Source organism: Paenibacillus sp. FSL R10-2736, assembly GCF_038000245.1.
GTDB classification, from domain to species: domain Bacteria; phylum Bacillota; class Bacilli; order Paenibacillales; family Paenibacillaceae; genus Paenibacillus_AQ; species Paenibacillus_AQ phytohabitans.
Genome location: NZ_JBBOBN010000001.1, coordinates 2224608 through 2249775, shown reverse-complemented (window position 1 = coordinate 2249775; position 25168 = coordinate 2224608). Strand labels below are relative to the sequence as shown.

Here is a 25168-nt window from a genome sequence, read left to right as displayed (position 1 = left end):
TATGACTATCATCTATCATTTCTTCAGAATGCCGATTAAGAGAAAGGCCACGCCGCAGCCGATCCAGCCGAGCTTGCCCCAGGACAGCTGCTGGGCCATCCCCGTCAGGCCGACCGCTGTGGTCAGAATCAGGATTGTCGGCCCGACCAGCGCCAGCCCGGAATTAACTGCAAGCGCCTTATCCACCTGGTTCAGCCTCAGCATAATCAGTGCAGCAGCAATCTCCACACTGCCTGACAGCAGCCGAAGTCCCGCCATCCAGCTCACATACTTGTCCAAACTGTTCAACTCCCTTGTACAAATCTATGGATACCAAAGAATCCGCTGCGCAATAAACAAGCTGTTATCCATGGATATGCAGAAGCTGTCCACTTTAGACAAGAAGAAATGCAGGAAGCTAGCAGAGATTTAAGCAGGTGTGAAAGAAATCATAGTGCTCTCCTCTATAAAAAAATATCATCGGTATGATAAAATTAATTTTGCGCGTGCAAAAAAATGGAGCTATGGAAAATAGAAGGGCAGGCTGCTGGAGAAACTAAGCCTTCCTAACTGCTTCTGGAATGGGTCCGAGCGCCGCAGAAATGTAGATAAAGACATCGGAAAAAGAGGGGATCACAGTCATGCAAGTTCGTAATTTCGTAGTACCGCTCGTATCGGGAACAGTAGCCAGACAGGTAAAAGAAGTAGCCGTTATCATTTTTTCAGCCTTTCTGGTAGCGGGCGGGCTCCGGCTGTTCCTGATTCCGCATCAGCTGCTCAGCGGCGGCGTGGCCGGGACGGCATCCATTATTGGCTACTTAACGAATCCGAAGTATATCTCGCTGTATTATTTCGCCATCAACCTGCCAATCCTGATCTGGGGTTTCGTAGCCGTGGGGAAGAAATACATCTGCTATAGCATGCTGTCGGTTATCTCCACGACCTGGTTCCTGAATATCATCCCTGTGGTGAAGCTTACCAAGGACCCGATTCTGGCCAGTATCTTCGGCGGTGTGATCATTGCCGGCGGTGTCGGCTTCTCGCTGCGTGCGGGGGGATCTTCCGGCGGATTCGATATTCTGGGCTCCATTATTACCCGCAAGCGGGACATTCCCATGGGAACCGTGCTGTTCGTGATGGACGGTCTGGTCATCCTAAGCCTGGGCTTCTTCAAAAGCTGGGATTCGGCGCTGTACGCGATGCTCTGTATTTTCGTCAAAAGCCGTGTAGTTGACATGATCCACATCCGCCACGTCAAGCTGACCTGCTTCATTGTCACGAAGGAGCGCGAGAAAATGCTGAACCGCCTGACCTGTCTGCCGCACGGCGTCACCGTCGTGAATGCGGAGGGCGGGTACAGTCATGAAGGCAATACGATGCTGATGACGGTAACTACCCGCTACGAGCTGGCTGACCTGCGCAAGACCATTCTTGAGACAGATCCGAAATCCTTCGTCAACGTGCTGGAGACTGTGGAGATTATGGGCCGGTTCAGACGGTTGAGTTAAACGAGGATAGTTGTATAATGTGCAATTAAAACCAGCGAAAAGGGATGCGAACATCTTATAACTGTATTCCGTACAACTAAATTTGCCCAAATGGGCGGGAATCAAGGTACAAAGTCAGTTTAATTGTATGAAATACAACTATATGGATAATCGCTAGTAAATCAGACGATTTAGTTGTACAAAGTACAATTAAGCATATCGCCTATACCGTTGCTAGCCACATTTACTATGCAAAAAGAGTGCTGCTCTCCGCTCGCGCGGGGAACAGCACTCTTTTTGACTAATGATGGTTAGTTACTAAGATGTGTCTTTGTGTCTTTGTGTCTTTGTGTTATACATTATTCGCTTTACATTGACGATGGCGCATTGTATTCGGTTTTTCGCATACATTTAGCCCATCTACCCTATCGTTGGCACAATGTATTCGGTTTTTCGCATACATTCGGCTCATCTACCCTATCGATGGCACAATGTATTCGGTTTTTCGCTCAAGCCCCAAATCAGTTTAGGGCTCACCTGCCACCAGACGCCAAACAGGGATGCTCTCCAGCCTTCCAGCCAAAGAAAAATCCCTGATGTTGTCATGCTGTAGAATTACAATTCAGAAGCTTACCGGCGGTCCTGCGGGCCTCCGACGAAGGCCTGCTCCGCGGTGTCGAGATTATAAGCGGTATGCAGCGCCTGAATAATCTGCTGCAGATTGCCGGATTCAATGACGCAGGAAACCTTAATCTCAGAGGTGCTGACCATCTTGATGCTCACACCTTCGTTCGAGATCACCTCGAACATTTGGGCCGCAACCCCCGGATGGCTGACCATGCCGGCGCCGACAATGGACACCTTGACCAGATTATCCTCGGAAGTCACTTCACGGTATGGCAGCACACTGTGCAGTCCTTCAATGACCTGTTTGGCCTTCTCCAGATCGCTAAGGGCTACGGTAAAGGAGAAGTCTGCAGTCTGGTTCTGCACGCCGCTCTGTACGATGATATCGACGTCCACACCCTCTTCGGCCAGCTTGCCGAAGACCTGGGCGAGTACACCCGGAACATCCGGAACTCCCAGAATACTAATCCGGGCCACATTCTTGTCATACGCGATGCCGCTAACTACTACACCCTGCTCCATACTTGCTTCCTCCTTCACAACAGTTCCTTCATTATGGTTAAAGCTCGATCTGACGACCAGCTTCACTTGATATCGTTTGGCATATTCCACTGCACGCGGATGCAGCACGGCTGCACCGAGATTAGCCAGCTCCAGCATCTCGTCATACGAGATTTCCTTCAGCTTCCGCGCTGTCTTCACAATACGCGGGTCTGTGGAATAGATGCCGTCTACATCGGTATAGATTTCGCAGACATCCGCTTTGATCGCAGCAGCCAGCGCAACCGCCGTTGTATCCGAACCTCCGCGGCCCAGCGTGGTAATCTCACCGTCCAGTGTCATCCCCTGGAACCCGGCAACGATAACAATCTGCTCACGCTCCAGCGACTCCAGAACACGGCGTGGAACGATTTCACTAATCCGCGCACGGCCATGGGTCTCATCGGTTCGGAACCCGGCCTGCCAGCCTGTATAGGATACAGCATTCCGCCCGATTCCATGAAGAGCGATGGACAGAAGCGCTACAGAGATCTGTTCCCCCGTAGTCATCAGCATATCCATTTCCCGTGCGGGAGGCTGCCCGTTCAGCTGTTTTGCCTGATCGATCAGTTCATCTGTTGTATCCCCCATAGCGGACACAACCACAACGCAGCGATGTCCCTCATCCTGCTTATCTGCGATGCGCTTGGCGACACGCTTCATACGTTCAATATCGCCGACGGAGCTGCCTCCGAATTTCATGACATAAAGTGACAAAGTCCCATTCACTCCCTATTTCGCTGTAAGTAGTAGCTTTTATTTGGTTTTCGCTTTAACACAGTATAATACGAAAATCATAACATGCGTTAATGGTTTCACAAAAAAAGCGCCCAAATTTCCGAACATAGCCATTCCTCTATGCCTGGCACGGCAAATTATATTCAGCTGAAGCTGTACAAAAAACCTCCGCCGCATACTGCGGGGAGGCCGTCTTGAATAACGTTGAACCCGGAGCTAAGCCAGCTCCTACGCGCGGGAGATGTATTTACCTTCACGGGTATCGATCAGGAGAACATCGCCTTCATTAATGAACAATGGAACCTGTACAGTATGTCCGGTTTCCAGAACAGCCGCTTTAGTTGCACCTTGAGCCGTGTTGCCTTTAACGCCCGGTTCTGTTTCAGTAACCTTCAGTTCAACACTTGTAGGCAGGTTGATCCCGAGGATTTCACCCTGGTAGCTGACGATATTTACCGTCATATTCTCTCTCAGGAAGTTAAGCTCCCACTCCAGCTGCTTCTCAGTCAACTCGAACTGGTCATATGTTTCGTTGTCCATGAATACATGCTCAGAACCGCTGGCATACAGGTACTGTACACCACGATTCTCGATGATCGCGCGGCCGATTGTTTCGCCTGCACGGAATGTGCGCTCAACGGTATTGCCGTTACGCAGGTTCTTCAGCTTGGAGCGGACGAATGCCGCGCCTTTACCCGGCTTCACGTGCTGGAAATCAATGACGGTGAAGATATCCCCTTCTACTTCTACGGTCAAGCCTGTCTTGAAATCATTAACTGAAATCACTAAAAATCCCTCCTGGAATCGATGAATTAACTGAATAAGTTTGTCTTACAGTACCGTGTATTCCTTAGACGAATGTGTCAGCAGCGCGATGCCGCTTTCGGTAATGACAATATCATCTTCAATCCGCACGCCGCCGAGGCCGGAGAGATAAATTCCCGGTTCAACGGTAACAACCATGCCCGGCTCCATAATTTCATCGGCAAGCTTGGACAGACGCGGAGATTCATGAACCTCCATGCCCAGGCCATGGCCTGTGCTGTGGCCGAAATACTCCCCGTATCCGTAACGGGTGATAATATCACGGGCCAGGGCATCGCATTCGCGGCCGGTCATGCCCGGCTTGATATGTGCCAGCGTATGCAGCTGCGCTTCAAGCACAATATCATAGATTTCCTTCAGCTTGGGATCTGGCGATCCCAGAGCAATCGTACGTGTTACATCGGAGCAGTATCCGTCCAGCAGAGCGCCGAAATCGAAGGTTACGAATTCATTGTTCTGGATGATCTTGCTGCTGGCTACGCCATGCGGCATGGCCGAGCGTTCGCCGGAAGCAACGATCGTATCGAATGAAGACGAGGTTGCACCATGGGTACGCATGTAGAATTCCATTTCCAGATCGACATCACGTTCAGTCATGCCTGGTTTGATCACATTCAGGATATGACTGAACGTGGCGTCGGCCAGATCGGCCGCCCGCTGCATGACAGCCAGCTCTTCTTCGTCCTTGAACATGCGCAGATTCTCCACGGCTTTGGATACCGGCACCATAACAGCCGGCTGCAGAGCCGCCGCATAGGCAGTGTACGCGCTGAAGCTTACATCATCCTGCTCGAATCCAACCCGGACTTGTCCGCCCTGCGGCAGCAGCTCGCGTACGGTGTCAATGAATTTCGAAGCATGCTGAACAACCTTCAGGCCGTTTACCTGTTCCGAGGCCTGTGTCATATACCTGAAGTCAGTCAGCAGATAACTGTCATCACCGGTAACCAGCACATAACCGGAGGAGCCGGTGAATCCGCTCAAATAGCGGCGGTTATATCCGCTGGTAATTAACATCGCATCCAGTCCCTGTTCCTGCAAAACCTTACGCAGCTTGGAGACGCGCTTGTTGCTCATTTTCATTCTCCTCTCGAAATAGCCACATTGTATTTTAACATAGTGGCATGCCACCTGAGAAGTTTTTTCGGACGCTTAGGCCAGCTTTGTCTGCTGCTCCCGTTTCCGCTCATCGGTGTACTCAATCGCCGCCGTATACCCGATGAATAATCCCCAGAGTAAAAAGAGGCAAAATTCACTGATTACAGAGTTCCAGGGCAGTCTGAAGGGCGGCTGCATCAGGAACTGCCAGGAGCCGGCAAGGAACAGGGCCGACCACCAGAGCACACCGTAAATCATACCCGGCCACGGCCCCTTCAGCTTGCGGAAGATAAGCACATAGATCAGGGAAACGATCACCGAGAAGAAGATAAAGGATAAATATCCGAGCAGATGCCCGGCTGGCGACACCAAAAATTCATGTTTAAAGAAGGGCTCCGCCAAAAATCCCGGAATCACCTTGGTGAAATGCAGGACATACATCAGCCAGCGGGCTCCTCCCCAGATAATGCCGGCGAAAAAGCCCAGTTCAATGGCAAAATAAAACGGATTCGTATGGACTGACTTTTGCTTGTTAGAAGAACTCATAGAGCAGCCTCACTTTCAATATAGGGTTAATCCGGTTTCCACTCCGCTCTCTATAGACTAGTATGTACAGCAAACGGCAATCCAACTAGTAATGTGCTTAAAAATTAGTTACAATGTATTATATAAATCACATTAAAATACGGGAAGGTGAATTGGTTGTCCCAGGAAACTCCCAGTTACGGCGGCCAAGCCGTCATTGAAGGCGTCATGTTCGGCGGCAAGCATATCAACGTAACAGCCGTAAGAAGGAAGAATCAGGAAATCACATTTTTGGAGGTGCCGAAGAGCGATAAGAGCTGGGTTCTTAAACTGCGCAAGATTCCGCTGCTTCGCGGCATTGTCAGTATTATAGATTCCAGCGCCAAAGGCTCGAAGCACCTGAACTATTCAGCGGAATCCTATGCCGAGGATGAGACAGAGCCTGAAGAGCTTGCCAAGCAGAAAGAGAAAGATAAAGACAAGAAGACAGATGAAGGCTGGAGCCTCGGTATGATTTTCGGCGTAGCTGTCATGGGTATTCTTTCTTTCCTTTTCGGCAAGGTTATTTTTACACTGGTGCCGGTATTCGTAGAAGATTTTTTATTCAAGAATGCATTTGATAACTATATTCTGCACAACCTTGTTGAAGGCGGCATTAAGCTGATTCTCCTGCTCGTTTATCTGTTTGCGATTTCACAGACTCCGGTGATCAAACGGCTGTTCCAGTATCACGGTGCCGAGCATAAGGTAATCAGTGCTTTTGAAGCCGGCGAAGAACTGACTGTTAAGAATGTACAGAAATACAGCCGTCTGCATTACCGCTGCGGAAGCAGCTTCATGATGCTGACCATTATCCTCGGTGTGATTATCTACTCTGTTGTCCCATGGGATAATCTTATGGAACGGGTACTGCAGCGGATTATTCTCCTGCCGGTAGTCATCGGGATTTCCTTTGAGGTGCTGAAGGGCACCAATGCCGTGAGAGATATACCCGGGCTGAAGTATCTGGGGTATCCGGGTCTGTGGCTGCAGCTGCTAACGACCAAAGAACCTAAAGACGATATGGTTGAGGTGTCCATCGCCTCGTTCAACCGGATGCGGGAGCTGGATGCCGCAATTGAAGCAAGAGGATATTCGGAGGCAAGTGTGTCAGGCGGCATTTTGGATCCTGCGAAAGGATGATTAGCCCATGATCAGACATGCTTTGATTTTTTGGATTTCAATAGCTCTCGCAGCATGGGGGCTGGTAACGGAATTTATGATACGCGGCCTTGCTGCCCTATCTATCTTTATTCTTCCGCTAGTCCTGCTGGCGCTGCTGTATTATGCGTACAAGATCGTTCCCGGCAGAACAAACGGCGGTCCCGGCCGGCCGCGCACCAAAGTCAAGCCTTCGGCCAAGACGATGTCCAAGGTTGCGGGTATCCGCAAAACCCAGGCCGCCTCACCCGGCAAGCGTAAAACCTATCCATTCCAGGTGATTGAAGGCAGCAAAGGTAAGAACGACGACCAGCTTCCCAAATATCATTGAACTCCCGGCTATCCGCTAAGATTCAAGCAACAAAAGGCATCTCCGCATTGTCGTTACGACATGCGGGATGCCTTTTTTGGTTATAATTCAGATCCGGCGCTTATGCCGGGTGAATATAAGGACGGGTACTAAGCGGCGGCCGCCAATTTTTGAAAAAATCCTCTCCTGCCGTCAGCCCCGCAGTATAGATCGCCTCACTCTGTTCCGGTGAGATATGAAACTGGGTGGTGGAAATGCCCAGCGTGGGAATTTTGACAGTGCGTACGAATTTATCCGTCTCGATATAACGTTCATCATGGGCAGAGAGCATCGTTCCTACCATAGCCTGAAGCATGCTGAACGGCCCGGTAATGCGGTGAGGCTGCGGCTGTGTCTTACCGATCAACTGGTAGCCTACCGTGGGCGTACGGCGCTCTGGGGACTGGAAGCCATCCTTCTTCTCATCAAACAGCCACAGCGGAAAATTGCTCAGCATCCCCCCGTCCACCATATACACAAACTGCTCGGCAAAAGACTTTCTCCGGGCTGCCTCTCCGTTCAGCCGCAGCATCACCGGATCGAAGAAGTAGGGAATGCTGCAGCTCATCCGCACTGCCTTGGCGACTTCAAAGGAGTCTGGTGAAATCCCATAGAGCTCCAGATCATCCGGCAAGACGACAATCCTCCCGTTAGTAATATCTGAAGCGATAACTGTCAGCCTGCCGCGCGGCAGATCGCTGAACGTAACCACACCCTTCTCCAGCAGAATGCCGCGGATCCAGGATTCCAGAGCCTGGCCCGAGTACAGGCCTTTTTTGATCAGCACACGGATTGCCGGTCCTATTACAGCGGTGTTATATAGTGCTCCGCGCTTGAGAAAGGATGTGAAGGGCGTCTCCCTGATGATCCGGCTCAACGCCTCCCCGTTATAACCGGCGGCCAGCAGCGAAGCAATAATGGAGCCTGAAGAGGTTCCGGCTACTCTCCTGAAGGTCCGGCCCGCCCGCTCCGTTGCCTCCACCGCACCTGCGAGCGCAATCCCCTTCACGCCTCCGCCTTCAAAAACTGCGTTAATCTCCATACATAAGAATCCCCCGTTCCATAGATCTTATTGCTTATCTATGAGCACGGGGGACTATTCATGACTGACTATGACTTGAAATAAAAGCTGAGCAGGCTGGCCAGGCCAAATGGATCACGGACCACAATATCATTGGCCCGGAACAGGATACTACCGGAAACCTCATCGTATTTCTCGTTATATTTCAGCTGGTTGATAATCTGATCGCCGCTCTGCCATTCCGCGGTTTGTTTGGTATCCCCTACTTTGTAGGAGGCCAGGCCGATATACAGCTTGACGCCCGTGCCTGTGACCTCGTTCACCCACCAGTCGACCAGTTTGTCATAACGGGCGGCGCTGAAAGAGAGACTCCAGTATATCTGCGGAGCCACATAGTCGACCCAGCCGCTCTTAATCCATGTGCGTACATCCGCATACATGTCATCATACGCAGACACGCCTGCCGTTGTATCTGAGCCGGTGCTGTCCGCCTTTTTATTGCGCCATACCCCAAAGGGGCTGACGCCAAACGAAACTGCCGGCTTCACCGCATGAATCTCTGCCCCCAGCTGCCGGATGAACTGATTGATATTATCCCGGCGCCAGTCTCCCTTAGTGGCAATTGCCTGAGAGTTGTAGGTCTTGAATGCCGTATCATCGGTAAAGGTTACGTTGGAAGGATAGAAATAATCATCCAGATGCACACCGTCAATGTCATACCCTCTGACCACTTCCATTACGGTGTCAATGATATGCTGCCGCGCTTCCGGAATACCCGGATTTATGTACAGCTTACTGTCAGCTTTGACGATCCACTCTGGATGCAGCTTGGCAACATGATTGGCGGCAAGTCCTGTAGTGGAGGCATCGGTAGTTGCCCGGAACGGATTGAACCAGGCATGCAGCTGCATGCCGCGTGAATGGGCGCTGCTGACCATATACTGGAGCGGATCATAGCCGGGCTCCTTCCCTTGGGTACCGCTAAGCACCTTGGACCAGGGGACCAGCTGTGAGGAATACAGGGCATCTGCGGCGGGTCTGACCTGCACGAATACACTATTGAAACCGGCAGCCTGCAGCTTGTCCAGCATGCTGTCGAACTCTTTCTTCTGCTTGTCCGCATTACCGGCCGAAGCCGTTGACGGCCAGTCCAGATTAAATACGGTGGACACCCACGCGCCCTTCATCGCCTTTCCGGTCTTAGCCCCGGGAATGGAGGGTACGGTTGGCGTTGGCACGGTCGGTGCCGGCACTACAGGCGTGGGTACGGTTGGTGTAGGCACGGTCGGAACAGACGGTGTCGAAGGTGTAGACGGCCCGCCAATCTCTACATTTGAGTATAAAGCAATATGCTTAGCAGCCTGATTCCAGACTACCTGCAGCCCGAGCTGCTCGCTGACAAAACGCAGCGGCACCATTACTCTGCCCTGTGTAATCTGCACAGAGGTATCCAGAGGGACTGAAGCACCGTTAACGATAGCACTTTTGCTTCCGCTAGTCAGCTTCAGCACATTATTCCCCTTGCTGATTGTAGCCGTCTTACTGGCCTGATCCCAGACCACACCGGCACCTAGTCCTTTACTGACTACCCCGACAGGGACCATAGTAACATTGGTCCGCGTAATATAAGGCGGAACATCCGTGCTTAAGCTCTCTCCATCCAGTTCAATGGTAATCTGCACCGAAGCAGCGCGTACACCTGTTGTCCACACAGGCAGACATAGCATAACCACCAGCAACCCTAATATCCATTTACGGTAATTCATAATTCCTCCCAAATGTTGTAGTGATATAACAAAGAAACGGCCTTCTCGTCCTTGAATCAGGGAGAAGGCCGTTTCTTTAGTAAACGGAGTCCTTCCTTAGGTGAAAAAGGAACGGTATCCGTTTTGACGTAATAAAACTGGAAAGGTTGCGCTAATCAAACAAAAACAGCCAAAATTATGAATCACTGACCATTTCATGGTGAATATCGTATAAGGTCTGCAGACGCGCTTCATCCCGGCGGAAGTACTCCACTAGTGTCTCGATCCGGGTGATAGAATCCCAGCTCAAATGATGCTCAATGCCTTCAACATCCTTATAAATATGTTCTTGCTGAACTCCAATAAGCCCGAGGAATTCCTCCAGCAGCTGATGGCGGTCCACAAGACGTTTTCCCACTTTTTTTCCTTTGCTTGTTAGGACAAGCCCACGATATTTCTCATAGATGAGATATTCGTCCTTATCCAGTTTTTGGATCATCTTGGTCACAGAGGAGGGGTGTACTTCCAGTCCCTCGGCAATATCCGAGACCCGCGCATAACCCTTCTCATCGATGAGCTTGTATATGCGCTCCAAATAATCCTCCATGCTGGGTGTTGGCATTAACTTTACCTCTTTTCTATATTGAGCGTGGCGATGGGGCCGGGCCTTGCTCTAACAATGATACATGTTTCTGCCGCTCCTTGGCAAGTCCTACAGGTCTCCCGCTTCTCCGCTTAGCGATGTTTACCATGATTTCATTCACCCGCTTAACGGCACAATAACGGTATCCTCATCTATAAGGAGCGTGAATTCATGAACGTAGTTACCCCTGAACGCCCTCCTGCCAAAAGACCGCGGAAGCCGACGGGTCTCTTCATTCCGGAGCTGGTTTTTTTCGAACCGGATGCCTTGAATTATCCCAAAGGGGAGCGGATTATGGAGTGGGTCAAGGCCCGCAACATTCCCTTCCGTATGACCACTTCGCATAACCGGATCACCAATCTGCCCGGCGAAACCGAAGTGGAGCAATACAAAATCGCTAAAAGAACACTTGTCGTCGGTCTCCGCAAAACGCTGACTTTTGACCAGTCCAAGCCGTCTGCCGATTATGCGATTCCGATTGCCACCGGCTGTATGGGCCACTGCCATTATTGTTACCTTCAGACTACATTGGGTTCCAAGCCTTACATCCGTGTATATGTAAACACTGGAGACATCATCGATGCGGCCAAAAAATATATCGGCGAGCGTGCCCCTGAGATTACCACCTTCGAAGCTGCCTGTACCTCGGACCCGCTGGGGCTGGAGCATATCACCGGTTCGCTTACGGAGCTAATTGAATTCATGGCCGAAGAGCCGCTCGGGCGGCTGCGCTTCGTGACGAAGTATCAGCATGTTGAGCCCTTGCTTGGACTGAAGCATAACGGCCATACCCGCGTACGCTTCAGCGTGAACGCTGATTATGTAATTAAGAATTTTGAGCCGGCCACCTCCCGGTTCGAGGAGCGGATTGAGGCTGCCGGTCAGATTGCCCGTGCCGGTTATCCGCTTGGCTTCATCATCGCTCCGATCATCTGGCATGACGGCTGGGAAGAAGGCTATGCCGAGCTGCTGGAGAAGCTGGCCCGTACGCTGCCGCCGGGAATTGGCAAGGGTCTTACTTTTGAAATGATCCAGCACAGGTTCACCAAGACGGCCAAAACCGTGATCGAGAAACGTTATCCGAAATCCAAGCTGGAGATGGATATCGAGAAGCGCAAGAAGAAATGGGGCAAATGGGGCCAGAACAAATATGTCTACCCTGATGAACAGCAAACCGCCCTGCGCGAATTCATCACAGAGCGGATTTTTGAACATTTTCCGGAAGCGGCTATTGATTATTTCACTTAACATTTAGACTTAGAAAATCAGCCACTCCGGCGTAACCCCCTGCAGCCAGATCGTTATCCGGAACATCTGGTCGGTGAACAGCAGAATGCCCATGAACACCATCAGTGTGCCGCCAAGCTTCATCAGCAGATTGGAATATTTCAGGATCTTCCGCGCGCCGCCCAGGAAAAAAGCAAGTCCGAAGAACGGCAGCGCAAACCCGATGCTGTAAGCCGTAATTAACGTAAACCAGGTTCCCGGATCACTGGCAGAAAGGGCAATAATCGCCGTCAAAATGGGGCCGATGCACGGTGACCAGCCCGCTGAGAAGCCGATGCCGAAGATAAACGAGCCCAGATATCCCGCAGGCTTCCATTTCAGCTCCAGCTTGCGCTCCCGGAGCAGAAACTGCGGCTGAAAAATACCGAGCAGGAACAGCCCCATTACAATAATCAGAATAGCCGACAACTGGCGGATCAGATCCCGCTGGCCGTTGAAGAATTCACCAAACAGTCCGGCCCCGAAACCAAGGGTATAGAACACAGCCGAGAAGCCCAATATAAAGGCCAGCGTATGCGAGAGGGTCCGGAAACGGACCTCTTTGCTGTTTCCCCCACTCTTCAGCTCCTGCACCGACAATCCGGTAATATAAGATAGATAGGACGGGTAGAGCGGCAGACAGCAAGGCGATATGAACGACGCCACTCCGGCGGCAAAAGCGATTCCTGCATTCAGGTTGGACACTGGCGCATCTCTCCTTCCCTACTCGGGTTCAGTTCACGAAGGCAGTATTCAAGCATATGTAGTTTAGGCCGCTGGATGCTTCAGCCTTTAGGCTGGCAGGCCTTTTTTGCCGATCAGTGTTAGTGTCAGCAGTGCAATCAGGAGCAGAACAATGGTGGCTCCGGGAGCCAGATTCCACACACCGGCAATGACAAGTCCGCCGACTACGGCGATCTCAGCGATAATCACGGACAGGATGACTGAAGACTTGAAGCTTCGGGACAGCAGCAAACTGATCGCCACAGGAATGGTCAGGAGTGCAGATACCAATAGCGAGCCGACAATTTTGATCGCCGTACTGATTACCAGCGCGGTCAACACGGTTATCAGCATATTAAGCAGCTTCACAGGCAGTCCGCTGACACTGGCTGCATCCTCCTCAAAGCTGAGCAGGAAGAACTCTTTGAAGAACAGCGAAACTACAACCACAACCGCAATGGTAACGATACCTACTACAATCAGATCGGTGTTATTCAGCGTGTAAATGCTGCCGAACAGGTAACTCATCACATCCGCATTATAGCCTTTGCCCAGGGTGAAAAAAAGCGAAGCCAGCGCCACCCCGCCCGACATGATGATGGCAATGGAGAGTTCGGCGTAGCTTTTGTACGCCTTGCGCAGCTTCTCAATCGCAAACGAGGCCACTACGGCAAAGATCAGCCCCGCTCCAAGCGGGTAGAAGCCCGTCAGGAAGCCAAGCGCCACCCCGGCGATGGTCACATGGGCCAGCGTGTCTCCGATCATCGACAGGCGCCGCAGCACCAGGAACACGCCTATCAGCGGCGCGGTAATCCCAATCATCAGGCCGCCGGCCAGCGCCCGCTGGAAAAAGTCACTAAATAGAATTTCCAAGATATTTTTCTCCTTTTATGATCAAACCTTTTCGAGACTTTAGATCAAAACCTTTAGATCAAAACCTTTTAGATCAAAACCTTTTAGATCAAAACCTTTTAGATCAAAACCTTTTAGATTAAAACCTTTAAGATCAAAACTTTTAGATCCAAACCTTTTCGACCCAAACCTTTTCGATCCCAAACCTTTCGATCCCAAACCTTTCGATCCCAAACCTTTCGATCCCACCCAAACCCTCCCTTCCAAGGGAGGGCCCCAAGGGCTCTGCCCTCTGGACACCCGTTTAAGTGCAATTGGCGTGGGACGTCGGACTTTCGCTGCTTAGGGACGTTGAGGTAGGACCGCTTTGCCTCCTTGCGGGATACGCTTAACTTTATGCAGGATCTATCTACATTTTAAGATCAAGTACAAAAGATCAAGTGCAAAAGAATCAAGTGCAAAAGAATCAAGTGCAAAAGATAAGATCGATAGGCCGTCCGATGTTGTACAATGGACGACCCAGGAGACAACTAAGAGCAGGGCAGAAGAGCCTTGTCCGTTGGAATCAAGCCGTTTAAATGTACTTTATACAACTATTTGTCTTATTTAGAACCAGATCAGGAAAATAAGTGTATTTCATACAATTATAAAGAGGGGTAAGCGGATTATCGCCTGTTTTCCGCAAATATAAGTGTACAAACTACAGTTATAGCTTAAATCCGCGCCTACAATCTAAAAATAACTGTACGAAATACAGCTATCTTTAGGATGCATGAGAAGCTAATTTGCAGAATGTCTGAAACACATCTGCGCTCCCTTTATTCAAGAGAGTGTATGCTGCAGGTTATCGACAACGCAGTCCTGAACATCATGAGAATGGCGGCAATAGAAATTGATCTTGCCGTTCTTCTGCACAGGCTCGTTGCCGAGATAATTCTTAATCATGTCAATGTCATGCGACACCATCAGGAAGGTCATGTGGTGATGGGCATGCATATGCATGATCAGGTCGAAGAATCCGGCCTGCGTCTCGGCATCAATACCGACCGTAGGCTCATCGAGGATCAGCAGATCCGGATGGTTGATCAGGGCGCGGGCCAGAAAAACCCGCTGCTGCTGGCCGCCGGATAGCTGGCCGACTCTTTTCTCCGCGATATCCTGAATCCGCATCACTTCAAGCGCATCCTCACACTGGCGGTGCTGGGCTTTGGACACGCGACGGATCAGATTCTTGTTATTGTACAGGCCTGACAATACCACTTCACGCACGGTAGCCGGGAACAGCGGATTGAAGGCATTCTTCTGCGGAACATAACCGATCCGTTCCCAGTCCTTGAACTTCCGGACCGGCTGCCCGAATAATTTGATCTCCCCGCTGGTAGCAGGCAGCAGACCGACAATCATCTTGAGCAGCGTAGTCTTGCCGGCACCGTTGGAACCGATGATGCCCAGGAAATCGCGTTCTTTCACTGTATAATCCAGATTGGAGATTACCTTCTGTTCCCCATAGGAGAAGGACAAATCCTGTATTTCGATCATATGCTGATGGCAGTCCAGGGATACCGGTTGCATGTGAAGTACCACCTTTCAACTTATACTTTCCTTATTATTGTAAAGCCAGAATGAGATTTTGCAAATTTTTCTCCATTAGTGTGAAATAGTTGTCGCCATTCTTCTCCTGGGCTTCAGTCAGACCCTCTACCGGATTCAGCACCATCGTGGACACGCCGGTTTCACCAGCCAGTGTCTTAGCCAACTTGTCGGATACTAGTTCTTCGAAGAAAATGTATCGGATGCCCTCTTCTTTGACCAATGCCGCCAGATCGAGCAGATCCTGTCCCCTTGGTTCGGCATCCGGTGACAGCCCCATAATAGCGTGCTGTGACAGACCGTAATCACGCGCCAGATATGAGAAGGCCTGATGAGAGACTACGATCTCTTTATTCGGCAGCTTGCCCAGTTCCTCGGTAAACTTGCTGTCGAGCGCACTCAAGCGTTCAACCAGCTTCTGGTACCGTTCTTCATAACCTGCGGAATGCCCAGGATCAACGGACTGCAGGCTTTCCTTGATGTTCTTCGCCATCACGAGCGCCGACTTCGGACTTACCCAGGTGTGCGGGTCCGTGTGCAGGCTATCGCTGTGTTCTGCTCCTTCATCCTCATGGCCATGATCATGACCGTCTTCCTCGTTGGTCATAATCAGATCAACCCCTTGGCTGACTTCTACAGCCTTGGCTTCACTGTCACTGTCGAGGCTTTTGAGGAAATTGGGCACCCAGCCCTCCAGTCCTGCTCCGTTATACAGGAACAGTTGTGCCTTCGAGGTATTAATGATATCCTGGCTGCGCGGCGTCCAGTCATGCGGCTCTACCCCCACCGGAAGCAGATTGATCGCGTTGATATCTTCCCCGCCGATTTCACTGGCAAATTCATATATAGGATAAAAAGTAGTGATGACATTCACTTTTCCCTCGACGATACTTCCGCTGCTCTTAGGACCGCATGCGGCAAGCATCATTAGCAGCAGTATGGTAACAACGAGTAAAAGCCCCTTATGCAAGCTTCTATATAACATTTCTCTATCGACCCCTTAAATCGTAAAATTTACTATGAGAATTATAATAGTAATCGTTACGATAAGTCAACTCTGATCTTACAGCCAGCCTCCCGGTACTTAGACTGAAGCCGCTTATGCTTAAGCAGCACCTAATAACGAATATTCTCTATTTACACTAAAACAATCCCCGCTGCATTAAAGCACACGGGGATCGTTCAGATCATTCAACTATGCAGCTTGGCTTATTTCACAATGGCACCGTTCGGCATGCTGTCCGGCACGGTGGCGATCGTCAGCTGGTCACCCTTGGAGGCTGCCAGGATCATCCCCTGCGACAGCTCGCCGCGCAGCTTCACCGGCTTCAGGTTCACGATGCAGATCACCTTGCGTCCCACCAGCTCTTCCGGTGTGTAGAACTTGGCAATGCCCGATACGACCTGGCGCTGCTCGTATCCAAGATCGAGCTGCAGCTTCAGCAGCTTGTCCGCCTTCTTCACCGGCTCGCAGGCGATGACCTGGGCTACGCGCAGCTCTGCTTTGGCGAAATCGTCGATGCCGATTTCTTCCTTATGCTCCTCTTCCTCCGGATCGGCAGCTGCCGCATCCGGCGTCACAGCAGCCCCTGCAGGCGCAGCTTCCGCAGCTGCTTCTGCAGGCTTACCGGCTCCCATCGCTTCGGCGATGTACGCCACTTCCTGCGCCACGTCCAGGCGCGGGAAGATCGGGTCGCCCTTGGCCAGCTTGGTTCCCGCTGGAATCAGGCCGAATGATTTGCCGCTCTCCCAGGTGGTCAGCTCGCCCGGCTGAATGCCCAGCTGCTCCCAGATCTTCGCCGGAGCCCCGGTCAGGAACGGCTGCAGCAGGATGGACGCAGTGCGCAGTCCCTCTACCAGATGTCTCATCACCGAAGCCAGCTCGCCGGTTCTGCTCTCATCCTTAGCCAGCACCCATGGCTGGGTTTCGTCGATATATTTGTTCGTCCGGCTGATCAGAGCGCCAATCGCGGTCAGGGCTACGGAGAATTCCATTTTCTCCATCGCTTCTTCTACTTTGACATAGGTGCTCTGCACTACCGATTCCAGTTCCCCGTCAAATGCCGTCACCTGGCCTGCATAAGCAGGAAGCTCACCAGCGAAATATTTCTCTACCATCGCCCCGGTCCGGTTCAGCAGATTGCCCAGGTCGTTGGCCAGATCATAGTTGATGCGGTCCACGAAGCTCTCCGGTGTGAAGGTTCCATCCGAACCGAAAGGAACTTCGCGCAGCAGATAATAACGCAGGGCATCCAGACCATAGCGGTCGATTAAAGTAACCGGATCAACGACATTGCCTTTGGATTTGGACATTTTGCCGTCCTTCATTAGCAGCCAGCCGTGCGCGAACACCTTCTTCGGCAGCGGTTCACCGAGCGCCATCAGAATGATCGGCCAGTAGATCGTGTGGAAACGGACAATCTCCTTACCGACAATGTGCACATCCGCAGGCCAGAACTTATCATACAGGCTGCGGTCTTCCGAGCCATAGCCGAGAGCCGTAATGTAGTTGGTAAGTGCATCAATCCATACGTACACTACATGCTTCTCATCACCTTTTACCTTAACGCCCCAGTCAAAGGTCGTACGGGATACGGCCAGATCCTCAAGGCCCGGCTTGATAAAGTTGTTAATCATCTCATTCTTGCGCGATTCCGGCAGGATGAATTCCGGATTCTCTTCGTAGAACTGCAGCAGGCGGTCGGCATACTTGCTCATGCGGAAGAAGTAGCTTTCTTCCTTGACCAGTTCAACCGGATGTCCGCTGTCCGGACTTTTGCCGCCGGTAATATTGCCGTTTGCATCCCGTTCAATGTCCACTAGCTGTGTCTCGGTGTAGAAGGTCTCATCCGAAATACAGTACCAGCCTTCGTATTCCCCTTTGTAGATGTCGCCCTGCTTCAGCAGGCGGTCAAAAATATCCGCCACCACTTTCTTGTGACGCTCCTCGGTGGTACGGATGAAATCATCATTGGAGATATCCAGCTTGCGCCACAGATCCTTAATACCTACGACAATTCCGTCAACGAACTCCTGAGGGGTCTTACCGGCCTTGCCAGCCTTCTCTTCGATCTTCTGCCCATGCTCATCCGTTCCAGTCAGATAACGGACCTCATAGCCACGCAGACGCTTGTAGCGGGCCATCGCATCACCGGCCACCGTTGAATACGCATGTCCGATATGCAGCTTATCGCTCGGATAATAGATCGGTGTAGTTAAATAAAAGGTTTTGTTCTCACTCATTACATTGTCATCCCTTCGTTATACCTTCTCATATCAAGTGGAAGCGGCTTTGCCGTCCTTTTATAAGGACGGTACCGTTTCAGCGAGAAATAGAAGGAAAAGTCATCTTGCGCAGCAAATACATTCTTATATTTTGACACAAAAAACTCCCGCCCCTATATGGGGCGAGAGTAAACTCACGCGATACCACCCAAAGTTCCCCGGCTCCTCACAGAGCACAGGCTTCGCCAGTCCCTTGCGGAACTGTCCATTAACGCTGGAACACGCCGTTATCTTACGCAAGCCGCAACTACAAGGCTCCCGCTCGAACACAGTTCCTCCCGGACCATATTCAATCTGGCATCCCATACCGGCTTCCAGCAGCCCCGGCTCTCTGTAATGGTTGTCCACATTTACTCATCCGTTCCTCGGAATATTGCTTATTATTCAAAATATACCCATCACAGCGGCTCATGTCAAGTCGTATGAACAGGCTCATCTCCTGGTGATTGCTCTTTGCGCGGCGGCACCGGGTCCAGCCCTCCCGGATGAAAGGGATGGCAGCGGGCGATCCGCCTTGCAGCCAGCCATGAGCCCTTCAGCGGTCCATGGACCTCAATAGCTTCAAGCGCATAGGCTGAACAAGTCGGATAGAACCGGCAGGTTGCCGGCTTAAGCGGCGATATGAACCTGCGGTAGACCCGGATTGGAGCCTGGACCGTTCTTCTTAAGGTAGCCATATTCAGCGGCCTTCTTTGCTGTGAGCAGCTACGGCGGACTCTTCTTCGCGGCCCTGTTCACAGTCCTTGCAGTAACCGAACACCTCAAATTTATGCTTGACCACCCGGAATTGATCCGGTGTATCTGTTAAATTCATCGGACAGAAATGAATCGGGTAAGTCTTCATACACTGAAGACAAATCATATGATGATGGTGGTGGTCCTGACTGCAGCTTGCTTTGAATTTGACACCGTCTTCAAAGACAATCTGCTCCAGCACACCAAGCTCCTCCATGACACGCAGGTTGCGGTAGACCGTATCGAAGCTGAGTCCGCTGTATTTGCGGCCCATATGCTCATATACATCCTTCGCAGACAAATACCCCGTATTCTCGCCGAATAACCTGGCAAGCGTTTTGCGCTGATCGGTGATTCGCAGTCCCTGCCCCGACATGGCTTCCAGTATTTGTTCTGTCGACAGCATTCGCTCATCTCCCATAACATAGGTCGTTTGTATTGCACTCTCTTTATAATGCCCCAAAAGTACTGCCCCGTCAATGAAGTGTGCCTGTCCTGCAGCCTGCTCCACATTCCTGCGGGTGCATAGCGCAAAATAACACTGCAAAGCAGAAGCTTATATTCCATGATTTCACACTAAAAAAAACGGCAGCCGTCCCCTCAGGAACGCTGCCGTTTGCTTTGCATTGAAGTTATATTTATTTTTTGGCCGGAAGTGGAGTAAACACAAAGTTTACAGGCAGATTGCTGCCGGAAGCTACGGAGAAGGTAATATCGACCGGACCTTCATATTCGCCGGTACGGAAGACTACTGCATTCATGTCCGAGCTGGACAAGCTTCCCTTGTTCGGCAGATTCACAATCGTTCCGTTCACCAGTAACGAACCCAGATAATTACCTCCACGCGGGTTGAAGGTGATCAGTGTGTTTGCTGCCACACGGTCCAGAACGATTTTGTACAGTACACCGAAGTTCCCGGAATTAGAAGCCTCTGTTCCAGTCATCGGATCAATACCAATCAGATTGAGGTCATTTTTATTATCCCCCAGGATCAGCTTGGATTGTGTTGTGCCTACTACATCAGTCACGTTGATGATGCGTGTTGAATCCGGATACGTTCCCCGGTTATGCACGCCGTCGCGGTCAAGAATTGGCAGTGTCGGCAGCACAGCTACCGGATCTTTAGTCTGCTCAACCATTACCACATTATATAGAATAGGATAATCACTAATCAGATCGGCGCTGAGTGAGAGCACCTCTTTCGGTTTCATGGCAATCTTGTTCAGATCCGTCAGGATCGGTACACTTTGGCCCGGCTGCAGGACGATTTGGGATGCACTTGAACCTGTAATCATGGAATTGTAGTATTTCTGAATCGAAATTCTGCCTGTATATTCCGGAGAAGTTACCGGACCGGCAATACCTGAGTATTCGGTCGAAATCGTCGCCGGATATATGCCGTTGTTCGTGGCGATCACATACAGCTTCTGTCGTGTAGTCATATTGTTCATATGGTGTACCAGGAAACGTGTCTTCCCTACGGAAGTCTCGCGGTACAGCACACCCTCTGTATTAACCGTTTCAGGGCTGTTACTGCGGATCAGCGTATAACTGTCAGATGAAAGATTGTACGGCAGGTTAGGAAGTCCCGGGATCAATCCGCCGTCAAACGTCAGAACATCCCCTGGAATAGTGAACAGCTTCGCTACTTCATCCTGGGTATACAGTTGTTCGCTTGTAATGTTAATGGTCTTCTCAAAAGTGCTGCTAAGACCATGCTTATCAGTTACTGTCAGCTGGATGGACGTAGGACCGGGGTTGAAATAGGCCAGGCCACGGTTGCTCCAGGTGGTCGTTAATTCTTCATACTCGGGGTCATAGCTGGTATCTGTCAGAATTACCGGCTCACCCATTTTGTATTCATCTTTATCAGTCGTGAACTGGGCCACAGGCGGCTGATTTGGCTGCAGCACCTGGATCGTTACAGAGTAAGGATCACTCCACAAATTATTCGCATCACGTACAGAATAAGTTACGGTATAGAATCCCGGCTGATCGTACATATCCAGTTTGTTGCCGCCCCATTGTTCTTCAGCCATCGGCGTACCATTCGGTGAAGAATACGAAGTAACATAATTCACAGTCGTTTGACCTGCATAAATCTCAGTTGGTTGGACTGTAAAGGATGCTGTCGGCTTCGTGTTCAGCGTAAGAATGACACGCTTCTGCACATTGTCCACCGTATAAGGAATATTCAGCGCATACGTAATGGAGGTTAAAGGAACCATGAAGGTGCCCTTGAACTGGTAGGCCGGGCCTTTCATAGTATTCTTGGCGCCATTTACCGTATAGATCTTACTGTCGGTCTTGAAGCGCATAATACTGGTGCCTTTAGTAACGATAACTTCCTTGGTTTTGTAGTCGTAGGTATAGCTTACTCCGACCATTTCTACCATTGCACGGATCGATACATACGAGACCCCGTTCTTGACAGCCATCGGCTGGTTGGCAGTATACGGTGTACCGTTTCTGTACATTTTGTTGCTGTTCATCATCAGGATGAGCTGGCCCCCGCCAGTGGCGGAAGTGGTCAGACCTGAAGTTGTTGTCGGCTGCAACACTTGAGTACTGCCAGGAAGCGGAGTTGCCGTTGGAATAGCAGCATCTGTTGGCACAACACCATCAACAGGAGCCTGGGTTACTGCCGGAAGTGGTGTTGGTGTTGCTGCCGGCACTACCGGAACTGCTGTCGCTGCAGGAACTGCTGTTGCTGCTGGGATCGGTGTTGGTGTTGGCGTAACTGTACCTGCAGGCGCCTCAGTGACTAATGGAGGCAATGGATCTGTAGCCGAGGGCTCCTCCTGTGTTACAACCGTCTGCGTGGTATTCACCGCTGCGGCAACATTGCCTGTGATACTTTGTGTGCTGGCAGGAATTGCAAAGGCCGGAACCGCTGCTGCGGTTTGTGAAACGGCCAATACTGCCACTAAGATCATTTTTTTCAAATTCATTGTACGACTCCTTCTGCTCCCAATTGTAGTGTATAAGGCGTTATCTTTCTTTCTTCACCTTATATTCCCCGCAAAAACGCAACCGCCCTCTACAGGACGGCAGAATTATTTGCCACGTTCATTTTACAAAACATAGTATTAGACGCAGGCAACTCCGAAAAGTTTCATTCACTGTAAAGAAAAATCAAAGATTATCCATTTATTTCCATTAGAAATCCATTTTCACAAAAAAAGATCATCCCCATCCCGGGACAATCTTGGTGTACGCCGCCAGAACAAGCAGCATTGAATTCAGTTATTGTACCAGACAGGATATAATCTCCGGCTTCCCTTTACCCTTACCCTTAGCGGGCTTCGGCAGCCTTGTGTTTATCGCGGTACTCCTTAGGGGACATCCCCGTCTGTTTCTGGAATACCTTGGTGAAATAACGCCGCTCCTGGTAACCCACTCCCGAGCTGATCGCAGTAATGCTTTTGTCGCTGCTGGCCAGCATGAATTTGGCGGCTTCAATCCTCTGCAACGTTACATACTCCACGAAGGTCATCGCGAAGCGGTTCTTGAAGAGCAGGCAGAAATAGCTGCTGCTGATGCCGATCCGGTTCGCCACCTCTTCAATGCCCAGGTCATAGCTCAGCCGCTCGGTAATATAATTCGCCGCCTGGCTCATCAATTGATCCGGTGTTTTTTTGGCGGAATCCTCGGGTACAGGCATCTCCTGAAACAAGGGAATACTGTTATACAGTTTATCCTTATACTGTTTGCTGCGGATCCGAGCTCCGATCTCCCGCACCTTGTTGCCAAGCTCCTCATAATGTATCGGCTTGCAGATATATTCCTTCACACCAAGGCGGATGGCCTCGCGCGCATAATCAAACTCCTGGTAGCCGCTTAGCAGCAGCACCTCACTCTCCAGCCCCATCTCACGCAGCTTGCCGATGAATGTAAGTCCGTCCATCACCGGCATACGGATGTCACACAGCACCAGATCGGGCGTCTCCTCTTCAGCGATACGCAGAGCTTCCATTCCGCTGCGGGCCATCCCCGTAACCTCCATCCCCATGTCATGCCAAGGCAGCACTTTGTTGAGATTGTTCAGGATAGGCGCCTCATCGTCAACCAATAATACCTTTAGCATAATGATCTTCCCCCTGCCCGTATTTAGGTATGACGCACTGGATAATTGTTCCTTCACCAGGACTCGCACAGATGAAAATCCCATATCTGCCTCCGTATTCTATACGGATTCGGTCAGCTACACTGCGAACGCCAAGCCCCCTCCGTTCCAGATGAATTCCGTGTTGCGGTTTGCCTTCAGGCTTCTGCTCCGCCGGATCATTAACCATATACTGAAACATGGACAGCTGGGACGGAGTCATGCCGATCCCGTTATCCTGAATCCGCAGAATCAGATTTCCCCGTTCTTCCCAGACCTTAACGCTTACCAGACCTTTGTAGCTGATCCCTTCAAAACCATGCTGAATGCTGTTCTCGACCAGCGGCTGCAGCGTAAGCTTCAGAATCCCGCAGCCCAGCAGCTCCTCCGGGACCTCAAGCTCGTAATCGAACAAATCCTCGAACCGGAATTTCTGAATATCCAGATAGTTGCGCAGATGCTTAACCTCTTCTTCCAGCGTTATTTCATCCCTGTCCTGGATACTGATCCGCAGAATACTGGCCAGCCTGTAGACCATCTCACTGACCTTGCGCCCTTCATTCTGCACAGCCAGCACATTGATGGATTCCAGCGTATTGAACAGAAAATGCGGTTTGATCTGCGCCTGCAGCACGCGCATTTCCGCCTGATTTTTGCGCCGCTGCTCTTCATTGACCCTGTTAAATAATAAATTGATTTTGTCCATGAGGTCATTGAAGCCTCTGGCGAGCAGCGTCATTTCGTCACTGCCCTTCTCCTCGACCCGGGTTGTCAGGTCTCCATCCTCCACCCGGCGCATGAAGCGGACGATCACAGCAATCCCGCCTGTAATCCGGTTCATGAAGAACAGATTGAAGATCACTGCACCGAGCAGGCACAGAAACATAACCACCACAAACCAGCGGGCAAACACAGTTACTTCACGGGACAGCGAGCCCCAGGAGGTCACAGAAACCAGGCTCCAGGGATAGCCCTTCAGGTGGTAGACTGACAGAATGCTCTTTTCGCCGTCAAACTGGGTTCTGTAGCTCTGGAAGCCCGGCTTAAAGGTAATATCCTTCGTAGTAAAGGCGCGGAAATCCTGTCCGTCCAGCTGCCTGTCCGGGTCAAGCAGGATCATCCCGTCATCGTTGACCAGCATAAAGGATACCTTCTGGCTGCTGTCCCCGATCTTGAGGTTGCGGAATATGGATTCGAACTCCCAATTCTTGATCTGGACTACCAGAATGCCGATGTTCTGAAAAAAGCTAAGCTCCTTAATCAGCCGGATCTGCGTAAATACAGCCTCCGTTCCCGTCAGTTCGGGATACTCATGCGGTGCCAGCCATTTCGGAACCCCGTTGAGCTTCATAACCTCCTGGTAGAGATCGCTACCTTTGAACTTGTCATAGGGGAGAGTGCGGAAATTTTCTTTGGTGAAGACCGATACGATCTCCGAGCTGCCTTTTCCATTAAAATTATAGAGAAAGGCATAGCTGATCGACGGATGATTATAGAGCAGACTACGGAAATTGCGCTGGCTGGCGTTCAGGCTGAGCTGCTCGGCATCGGTCAAATCCTGTTTGGAGGGATCATCCGCGCTAAGTGCCATATGAAAGACCGAGGTGGCAATTCCGTTGTCTGTCACATTGTCCATATCCTTAAACACATTCGAAATGCTGTAACTGATCGCCTTAAGTGAATATTCGGACTGCTGGCTGTACTTCTTCTCTATCGAATTATAAGTAACGAAGAACATAATCATGCCAAGAATGAATAAGGGAATGATAATCAGGCCCAGAAATGCCGTAAATAATTTGTAGCGCAAATTCATCGGCCCATGCTCCTGACATGAA

At 50.8% G+C, this 25168-nt stretch carries 23 protein-coding genes; 4 read left to right on the top strand and 19 right to left on the bottom strand.

Annotated elements, in window-relative coordinates:
* Window positions 1–15: 15 nt before the first annotated feature.
* Window positions 16–279 (bottom strand): YqhV family protein, encoded by a 264-nt coding sequence (locus NSQ73_RS09330; protein WP_042138738.1) that lies wholly within the window; start codon window positions 277–279, stop codon window positions 16–18.
* 341 nt (window positions 280–620) lie between these two features.
* On the opposite strand from NSQ73_RS09330, the gene NSQ73_RS09325 reads away from it, so the two are divergent.
* On the top strand, window positions 621–1487 hold the full coding sequence (locus NSQ73_RS09325) for a YitT family protein (RefSeq protein ID WP_076245612.1): 867 nt from the start codon (window positions 621–623) through the stop codon (window positions 1485–1487).
* Window positions 1488–2096: 609 nt separating this feature from the next.
* Here NSQ73_RS09325 and NSQ73_RS09320 read toward each other — a convergent pair.
* From NSQ73_RS09320 to NSQ73_RS09305, 4 genes are all read right to left on the bottom strand, one after another.
* Window positions 2097–3350 carry an aspartate kinase gene (locus tag NSQ73_RS09320; protein WP_340986236.1) on the bottom strand — a complete coding sequence of 418 codons (1254 nt, stop codon included), beginning with the start codon at window positions 3348–3350 and terminating at the stop codon, window positions 2097–2099.
* A 249-nt stretch (window positions 3351–3599) separates the two neighbouring features.
* The gene (gene efp, locus NSQ73_RS09315) at window positions 3600–4157 is read right to left on the bottom strand and encodes an elongation factor P (protein ID WP_039295482.1); all 558 of its coding nucleotides are present in this window, start codon (window positions 4155–4157) and stop codon (window positions 3600–3602) included.
* 45 nt (window positions 4158–4202) lie between these two features.
* Window positions 4203–5273, bottom strand: a complete 1071-nt coding sequence (locus tag NSQ73_RS09310; RefSeq protein ID WP_042138741.1) for a M24 family metallopeptidase — start codon at window positions 5271–5273, stop codon at window positions 4203–4205.
* A 75-nt stretch (window positions 5274–5348) separates the two neighbouring features.
* Entirely contained in the window at window positions 5349–5840 is a 492-nt protein-coding gene (locus NSQ73_RS09305) for a YqhR family membrane protein (RefSeq protein WP_340986235.1), read from the bottom strand.
* 207 nt (window positions 5841–6047) lie between these two features.
* Here NSQ73_RS09305 and NSQ73_RS09300 point away from each other — a divergent pair, with 207 nt between their 5' ends.
* Window positions 6048–7001 (top strand): DUF1385 domain-containing protein, encoded by a 954-nt coding sequence (locus NSQ73_RS09300; RefSeq protein WP_445669663.1) that lies wholly within the window; start codon window positions 6048–6050, stop codon window positions 6999–7001.
* Window positions 7002–7008: 7 nt separating this feature from the next.
* Complete coding sequence (locus NSQ73_RS09295; protein ID WP_039295475.1) at window positions 7009–7350, top strand: hypothetical protein; 342 nt, start codon at window positions 7009–7011, stop codon at window positions 7348–7350.
* Between the two features lie 100 nt (window positions 7351–7450).
* Here the strand turns inward: NSQ73_RS09295 and NSQ73_RS09290 are convergent, their stop codons facing one another.
* The 3 genes from NSQ73_RS09290 to mntR form a co-directional block, all read right to left on the bottom strand.
* Window positions 7451–8410: a patatin-like phospholipase family protein gene (locus tag NSQ73_RS09290; RefSeq protein WP_340986233.1), complete on the bottom strand. Its 960-nt coding sequence runs from the start codon at window positions 8408–8410 to the stop codon at window positions 7451–7453.
* Between the two features lie 68 nt (window positions 8411–8478).
* Window positions 8479–10155, bottom strand: a complete 1677-nt coding sequence (locus NSQ73_RS09285) for a family 10 glycosylhydrolase (RefSeq protein WP_340986232.1) — start codon at window positions 10153–10155, stop codon at window positions 8479–8481.
* A gap of 175 nt (window positions 10156–10330) precedes the next feature.
* Window positions 10331–10756 (bottom strand): transcriptional regulator MntR, encoded by a 426-nt coding sequence (mntR, locus tag NSQ73_RS09280; RefSeq protein WP_039295471.1) that lies wholly within the window; start codon window positions 10754–10756, stop codon window positions 10331–10333.
* A 192-nt stretch (window positions 10757–10948) separates the two neighbouring features.
* On the opposite strand from mntR, the gene splB reads away from it, so the two are divergent.
* A complete protein-coding gene (gene splB / locus NSQ73_RS09275) occupies window positions 10949–12025 on the top strand; it encodes a spore photoproduct lyase (protein ID WP_171716778.1) in 1077 nt (358 codons plus the stop codon).
* Window positions 12026–12034: 9 nt separating this feature from the next.
* Here splB and NSQ73_RS09270 read toward each other — a convergent pair whose 3' ends face one another.
* The 11 genes from NSQ73_RS09270 to NSQ73_RS09220 form a co-directional block, all read right to left on the bottom strand.
* The gene (locus tag NSQ73_RS09270) at window positions 12035–12748 is read right to left on the bottom strand and encodes a cytochrome c biogenesis protein CcdA (RefSeq protein ID WP_171716779.1); all 714 of its coding nucleotides are present in this window, start codon (window positions 12746–12748) and stop codon (window positions 12035–12037) included.
* Between the two features lie 87 nt (window positions 12749–12835).
* Window positions 12836–13639, bottom strand: a complete 804-nt coding sequence (locus tag NSQ73_RS09265; protein ID WP_042138749.1) for a metal ABC transporter permease — start codon at window positions 13637–13639, stop codon at window positions 12836–12838.
* A 39-nt stretch (window positions 13640–13678) separates the two neighbouring features.
* Window positions 13679–13867, bottom strand: a complete 189-nt coding sequence (locus NSQ73_RS09260; RefSeq protein ID WP_340986231.1) for a hypothetical protein — start codon at window positions 13865–13867, stop codon at window positions 13679–13681.
* 573 nt (window positions 13868–14440) lie between these two features.
* On the bottom strand, window positions 14441–15190 hold the full coding sequence (locus tag NSQ73_RS09255; RefSeq protein ID WP_042138751.1) for a metal ABC transporter ATP-binding protein: 750 nt from the start codon (window positions 15188–15190) through the stop codon (window positions 14441–14443).
* Window positions 15191–15224: 34 nt separating this feature from the next.
* Window positions 15225–16193 (bottom strand): metal ABC transporter solute-binding protein, Zn/Mn family, encoded by a 969-nt coding sequence (locus tag NSQ73_RS09250; protein ID WP_340986230.1) that lies wholly within the window; start codon window positions 16191–16193, stop codon window positions 15225–15227.
* Window positions 16194–16417: 224 nt separating this feature from the next.
* Complete coding sequence (gene metG / locus NSQ73_RS09245) at window positions 16418–18451, bottom strand: methionine--tRNA ligase (protein WP_340986229.1); 2034 nt, start codon at window positions 18449–18451, stop codon at window positions 16418–16420.
* 455 nt (window positions 18452–18906) lie between these two features.
* Window positions 18907–19170 carry a membrane protein insertion efficiency factor YidD gene (gene yidD / locus NSQ73_RS09240; protein WP_340986228.1) on the bottom strand — a complete coding sequence of 88 codons (264 nt, stop codon included), beginning with the start codon at window positions 19168–19170 and terminating at the stop codon, window positions 18907–18909.
* A 2-nt stretch (window positions 19171–19172) separates the two neighbouring features.
* The gene (locus NSQ73_RS09235; RefSeq protein ID WP_340986227.1) at window positions 19173–19634 is read right to left on the bottom strand and encodes a Fur family transcriptional regulator; all 462 of its coding nucleotides are present in this window, start codon (window positions 19632–19634) and stop codon (window positions 19173–19175) included.
* Window positions 19635–19866: 232 nt separating this feature from the next.
* Window positions 19867–22179 carry a copper amine oxidase N-terminal domain-containing protein gene (locus NSQ73_RS09230; protein WP_340986226.1) on the bottom strand — a complete coding sequence of 771 codons (2313 nt, stop codon included), beginning with the start codon at window positions 22177–22179 and terminating at the stop codon, window positions 19867–19869.
* Between the two features lie 344 nt (window positions 22180–22523).
* Complete coding sequence (locus NSQ73_RS09225) at window positions 22524–23315, bottom strand: response regulator transcription factor (protein WP_076245640.1); 792 nt, start codon at window positions 23313–23315, stop codon at window positions 22524–22526.
* Window positions 23293–25146 carry a cache domain-containing sensor histidine kinase gene (locus NSQ73_RS09220; protein WP_340986225.1) on the bottom strand — a complete coding sequence of 618 codons (1854 nt, stop codon included), beginning with the start codon at window positions 25144–25146 and terminating at the stop codon, window positions 23293–23295. The genes NSQ73_RS09225 and NSQ73_RS09220 overlap by 23 nt, the downstream gene beginning before the upstream one ends.
* Between the last annotated feature and the right edge of the window lie 22 nt (window positions 25147–25168).

Excerpts from the sequence above, each read along its gene's own strand:
- NSQ73_RS09325 (WP_076245612.1), top strand. The coding sequence starts at position 621 with ATGCAAGTTCGTAATTTCGTAGTACCGCTCGTATCGGGAACAGTAGCC.
- NSQ73_RS09220 (WP_340986225.1), bottom strand. The coding sequence starts at position 25,146 with ATGAATTTGCGCTACAAATTATTTACGGCATTTCTGGGCCTGATTATC.
- NSQ73_RS09310 (WP_042138741.1), bottom strand. The coding sequence starts at position 5,273 with ATGAGCAACAAGCGCGTCTCCAAGCTGCGTAAGGTTTTGCAGGAACAG.
- NSQ73_RS09250 (WP_340986230.1), bottom strand. The coding sequence starts at position 16,193 with ATGTTATATAGAAGCTTGCATAAGGGGCTTTTACTCGTTGTTACCATA.
- NSQ73_RS09255 (WP_042138751.1), bottom strand. The coding sequence starts at position 15,190 with ATGCAACCGGTATCCCTGGACTGCCATCAGCATATGATCGAAATACAG.
- NSQ73_RS09230 (WP_340986226.1), bottom strand. The coding sequence starts at position 22,179 with ATGAATTTGAAAAAAATGATCTTAGTGGCAGTATTGGCCGTTTCACAA.
- yidD (WP_340986228.1), bottom strand. The coding sequence starts at position 19,170 with ATGGCTACCTTAAGAAGAACGGTCCAGGCTCCAATCCGGGTCTACCGC.
- metG (WP_340986229.1), bottom strand. The coding sequence starts at position 18,451 with ATGAGTGAGAACAAAACCTTTTATTTAACTACACCGATCTATTATCCG.
- mntR (WP_039295471.1), bottom strand. The coding sequence starts at position 10,756 with ATGCCAACACCCAGCATGGAGGATTATTTGGAGCGCATATACAAGCTC.
- splB (WP_171716778.1), top strand. The coding sequence starts at position 10,949 with ATGAACGTAGTTACCCCTGAACGCCCTCCTGCCAAAAGACCGCGGAAG.
- NSQ73_RS09295 (WP_039295475.1), top strand. The coding sequence starts at position 7,009 with ATGATCAGACATGCTTTGATTTTTTGGATTTCAATAGCTCTCGCAGCA.
- NSQ73_RS09290 (WP_340986233.1), bottom strand. The coding sequence starts at position 8,410 with ATGGAGATTAACGCAGTTTTTGAAGGCGGAGGCGTGAAGGGGATTGCG.
- NSQ73_RS09305 (WP_340986235.1), bottom strand. The coding sequence starts at position 5,840 with ATGAGTTCTTCTAACAAGCAAAAGTCAGTCCATACGAATCCGTTTTAT.
- NSQ73_RS09285 (WP_340986232.1), bottom strand. The coding sequence starts at position 10,155 with ATGAATTACCGTAAATGGATATTAGGGTTGCTGGTGGTTATGCTATGT.
- NSQ73_RS09300 (WP_445669663.1), top strand. The coding sequence starts at position 6,048 with ATGTTCGGCGGCAAGCATATCAACGTAACAGCCGTAAGAAGGAAGAAT.
- NSQ73_RS09235 (WP_340986227.1), bottom strand. The coding sequence starts at position 19,634 with ATGCTGTCGACAGAACAAATACTGGAAGCCATGTCGGGGCAGGGACTG.
- NSQ73_RS09225 (WP_076245640.1), bottom strand. The coding sequence starts at position 23,315 with ATGCTAAAGGTATTATTGGTTGACGATGAGGCGCCTATCCTGAACAAT.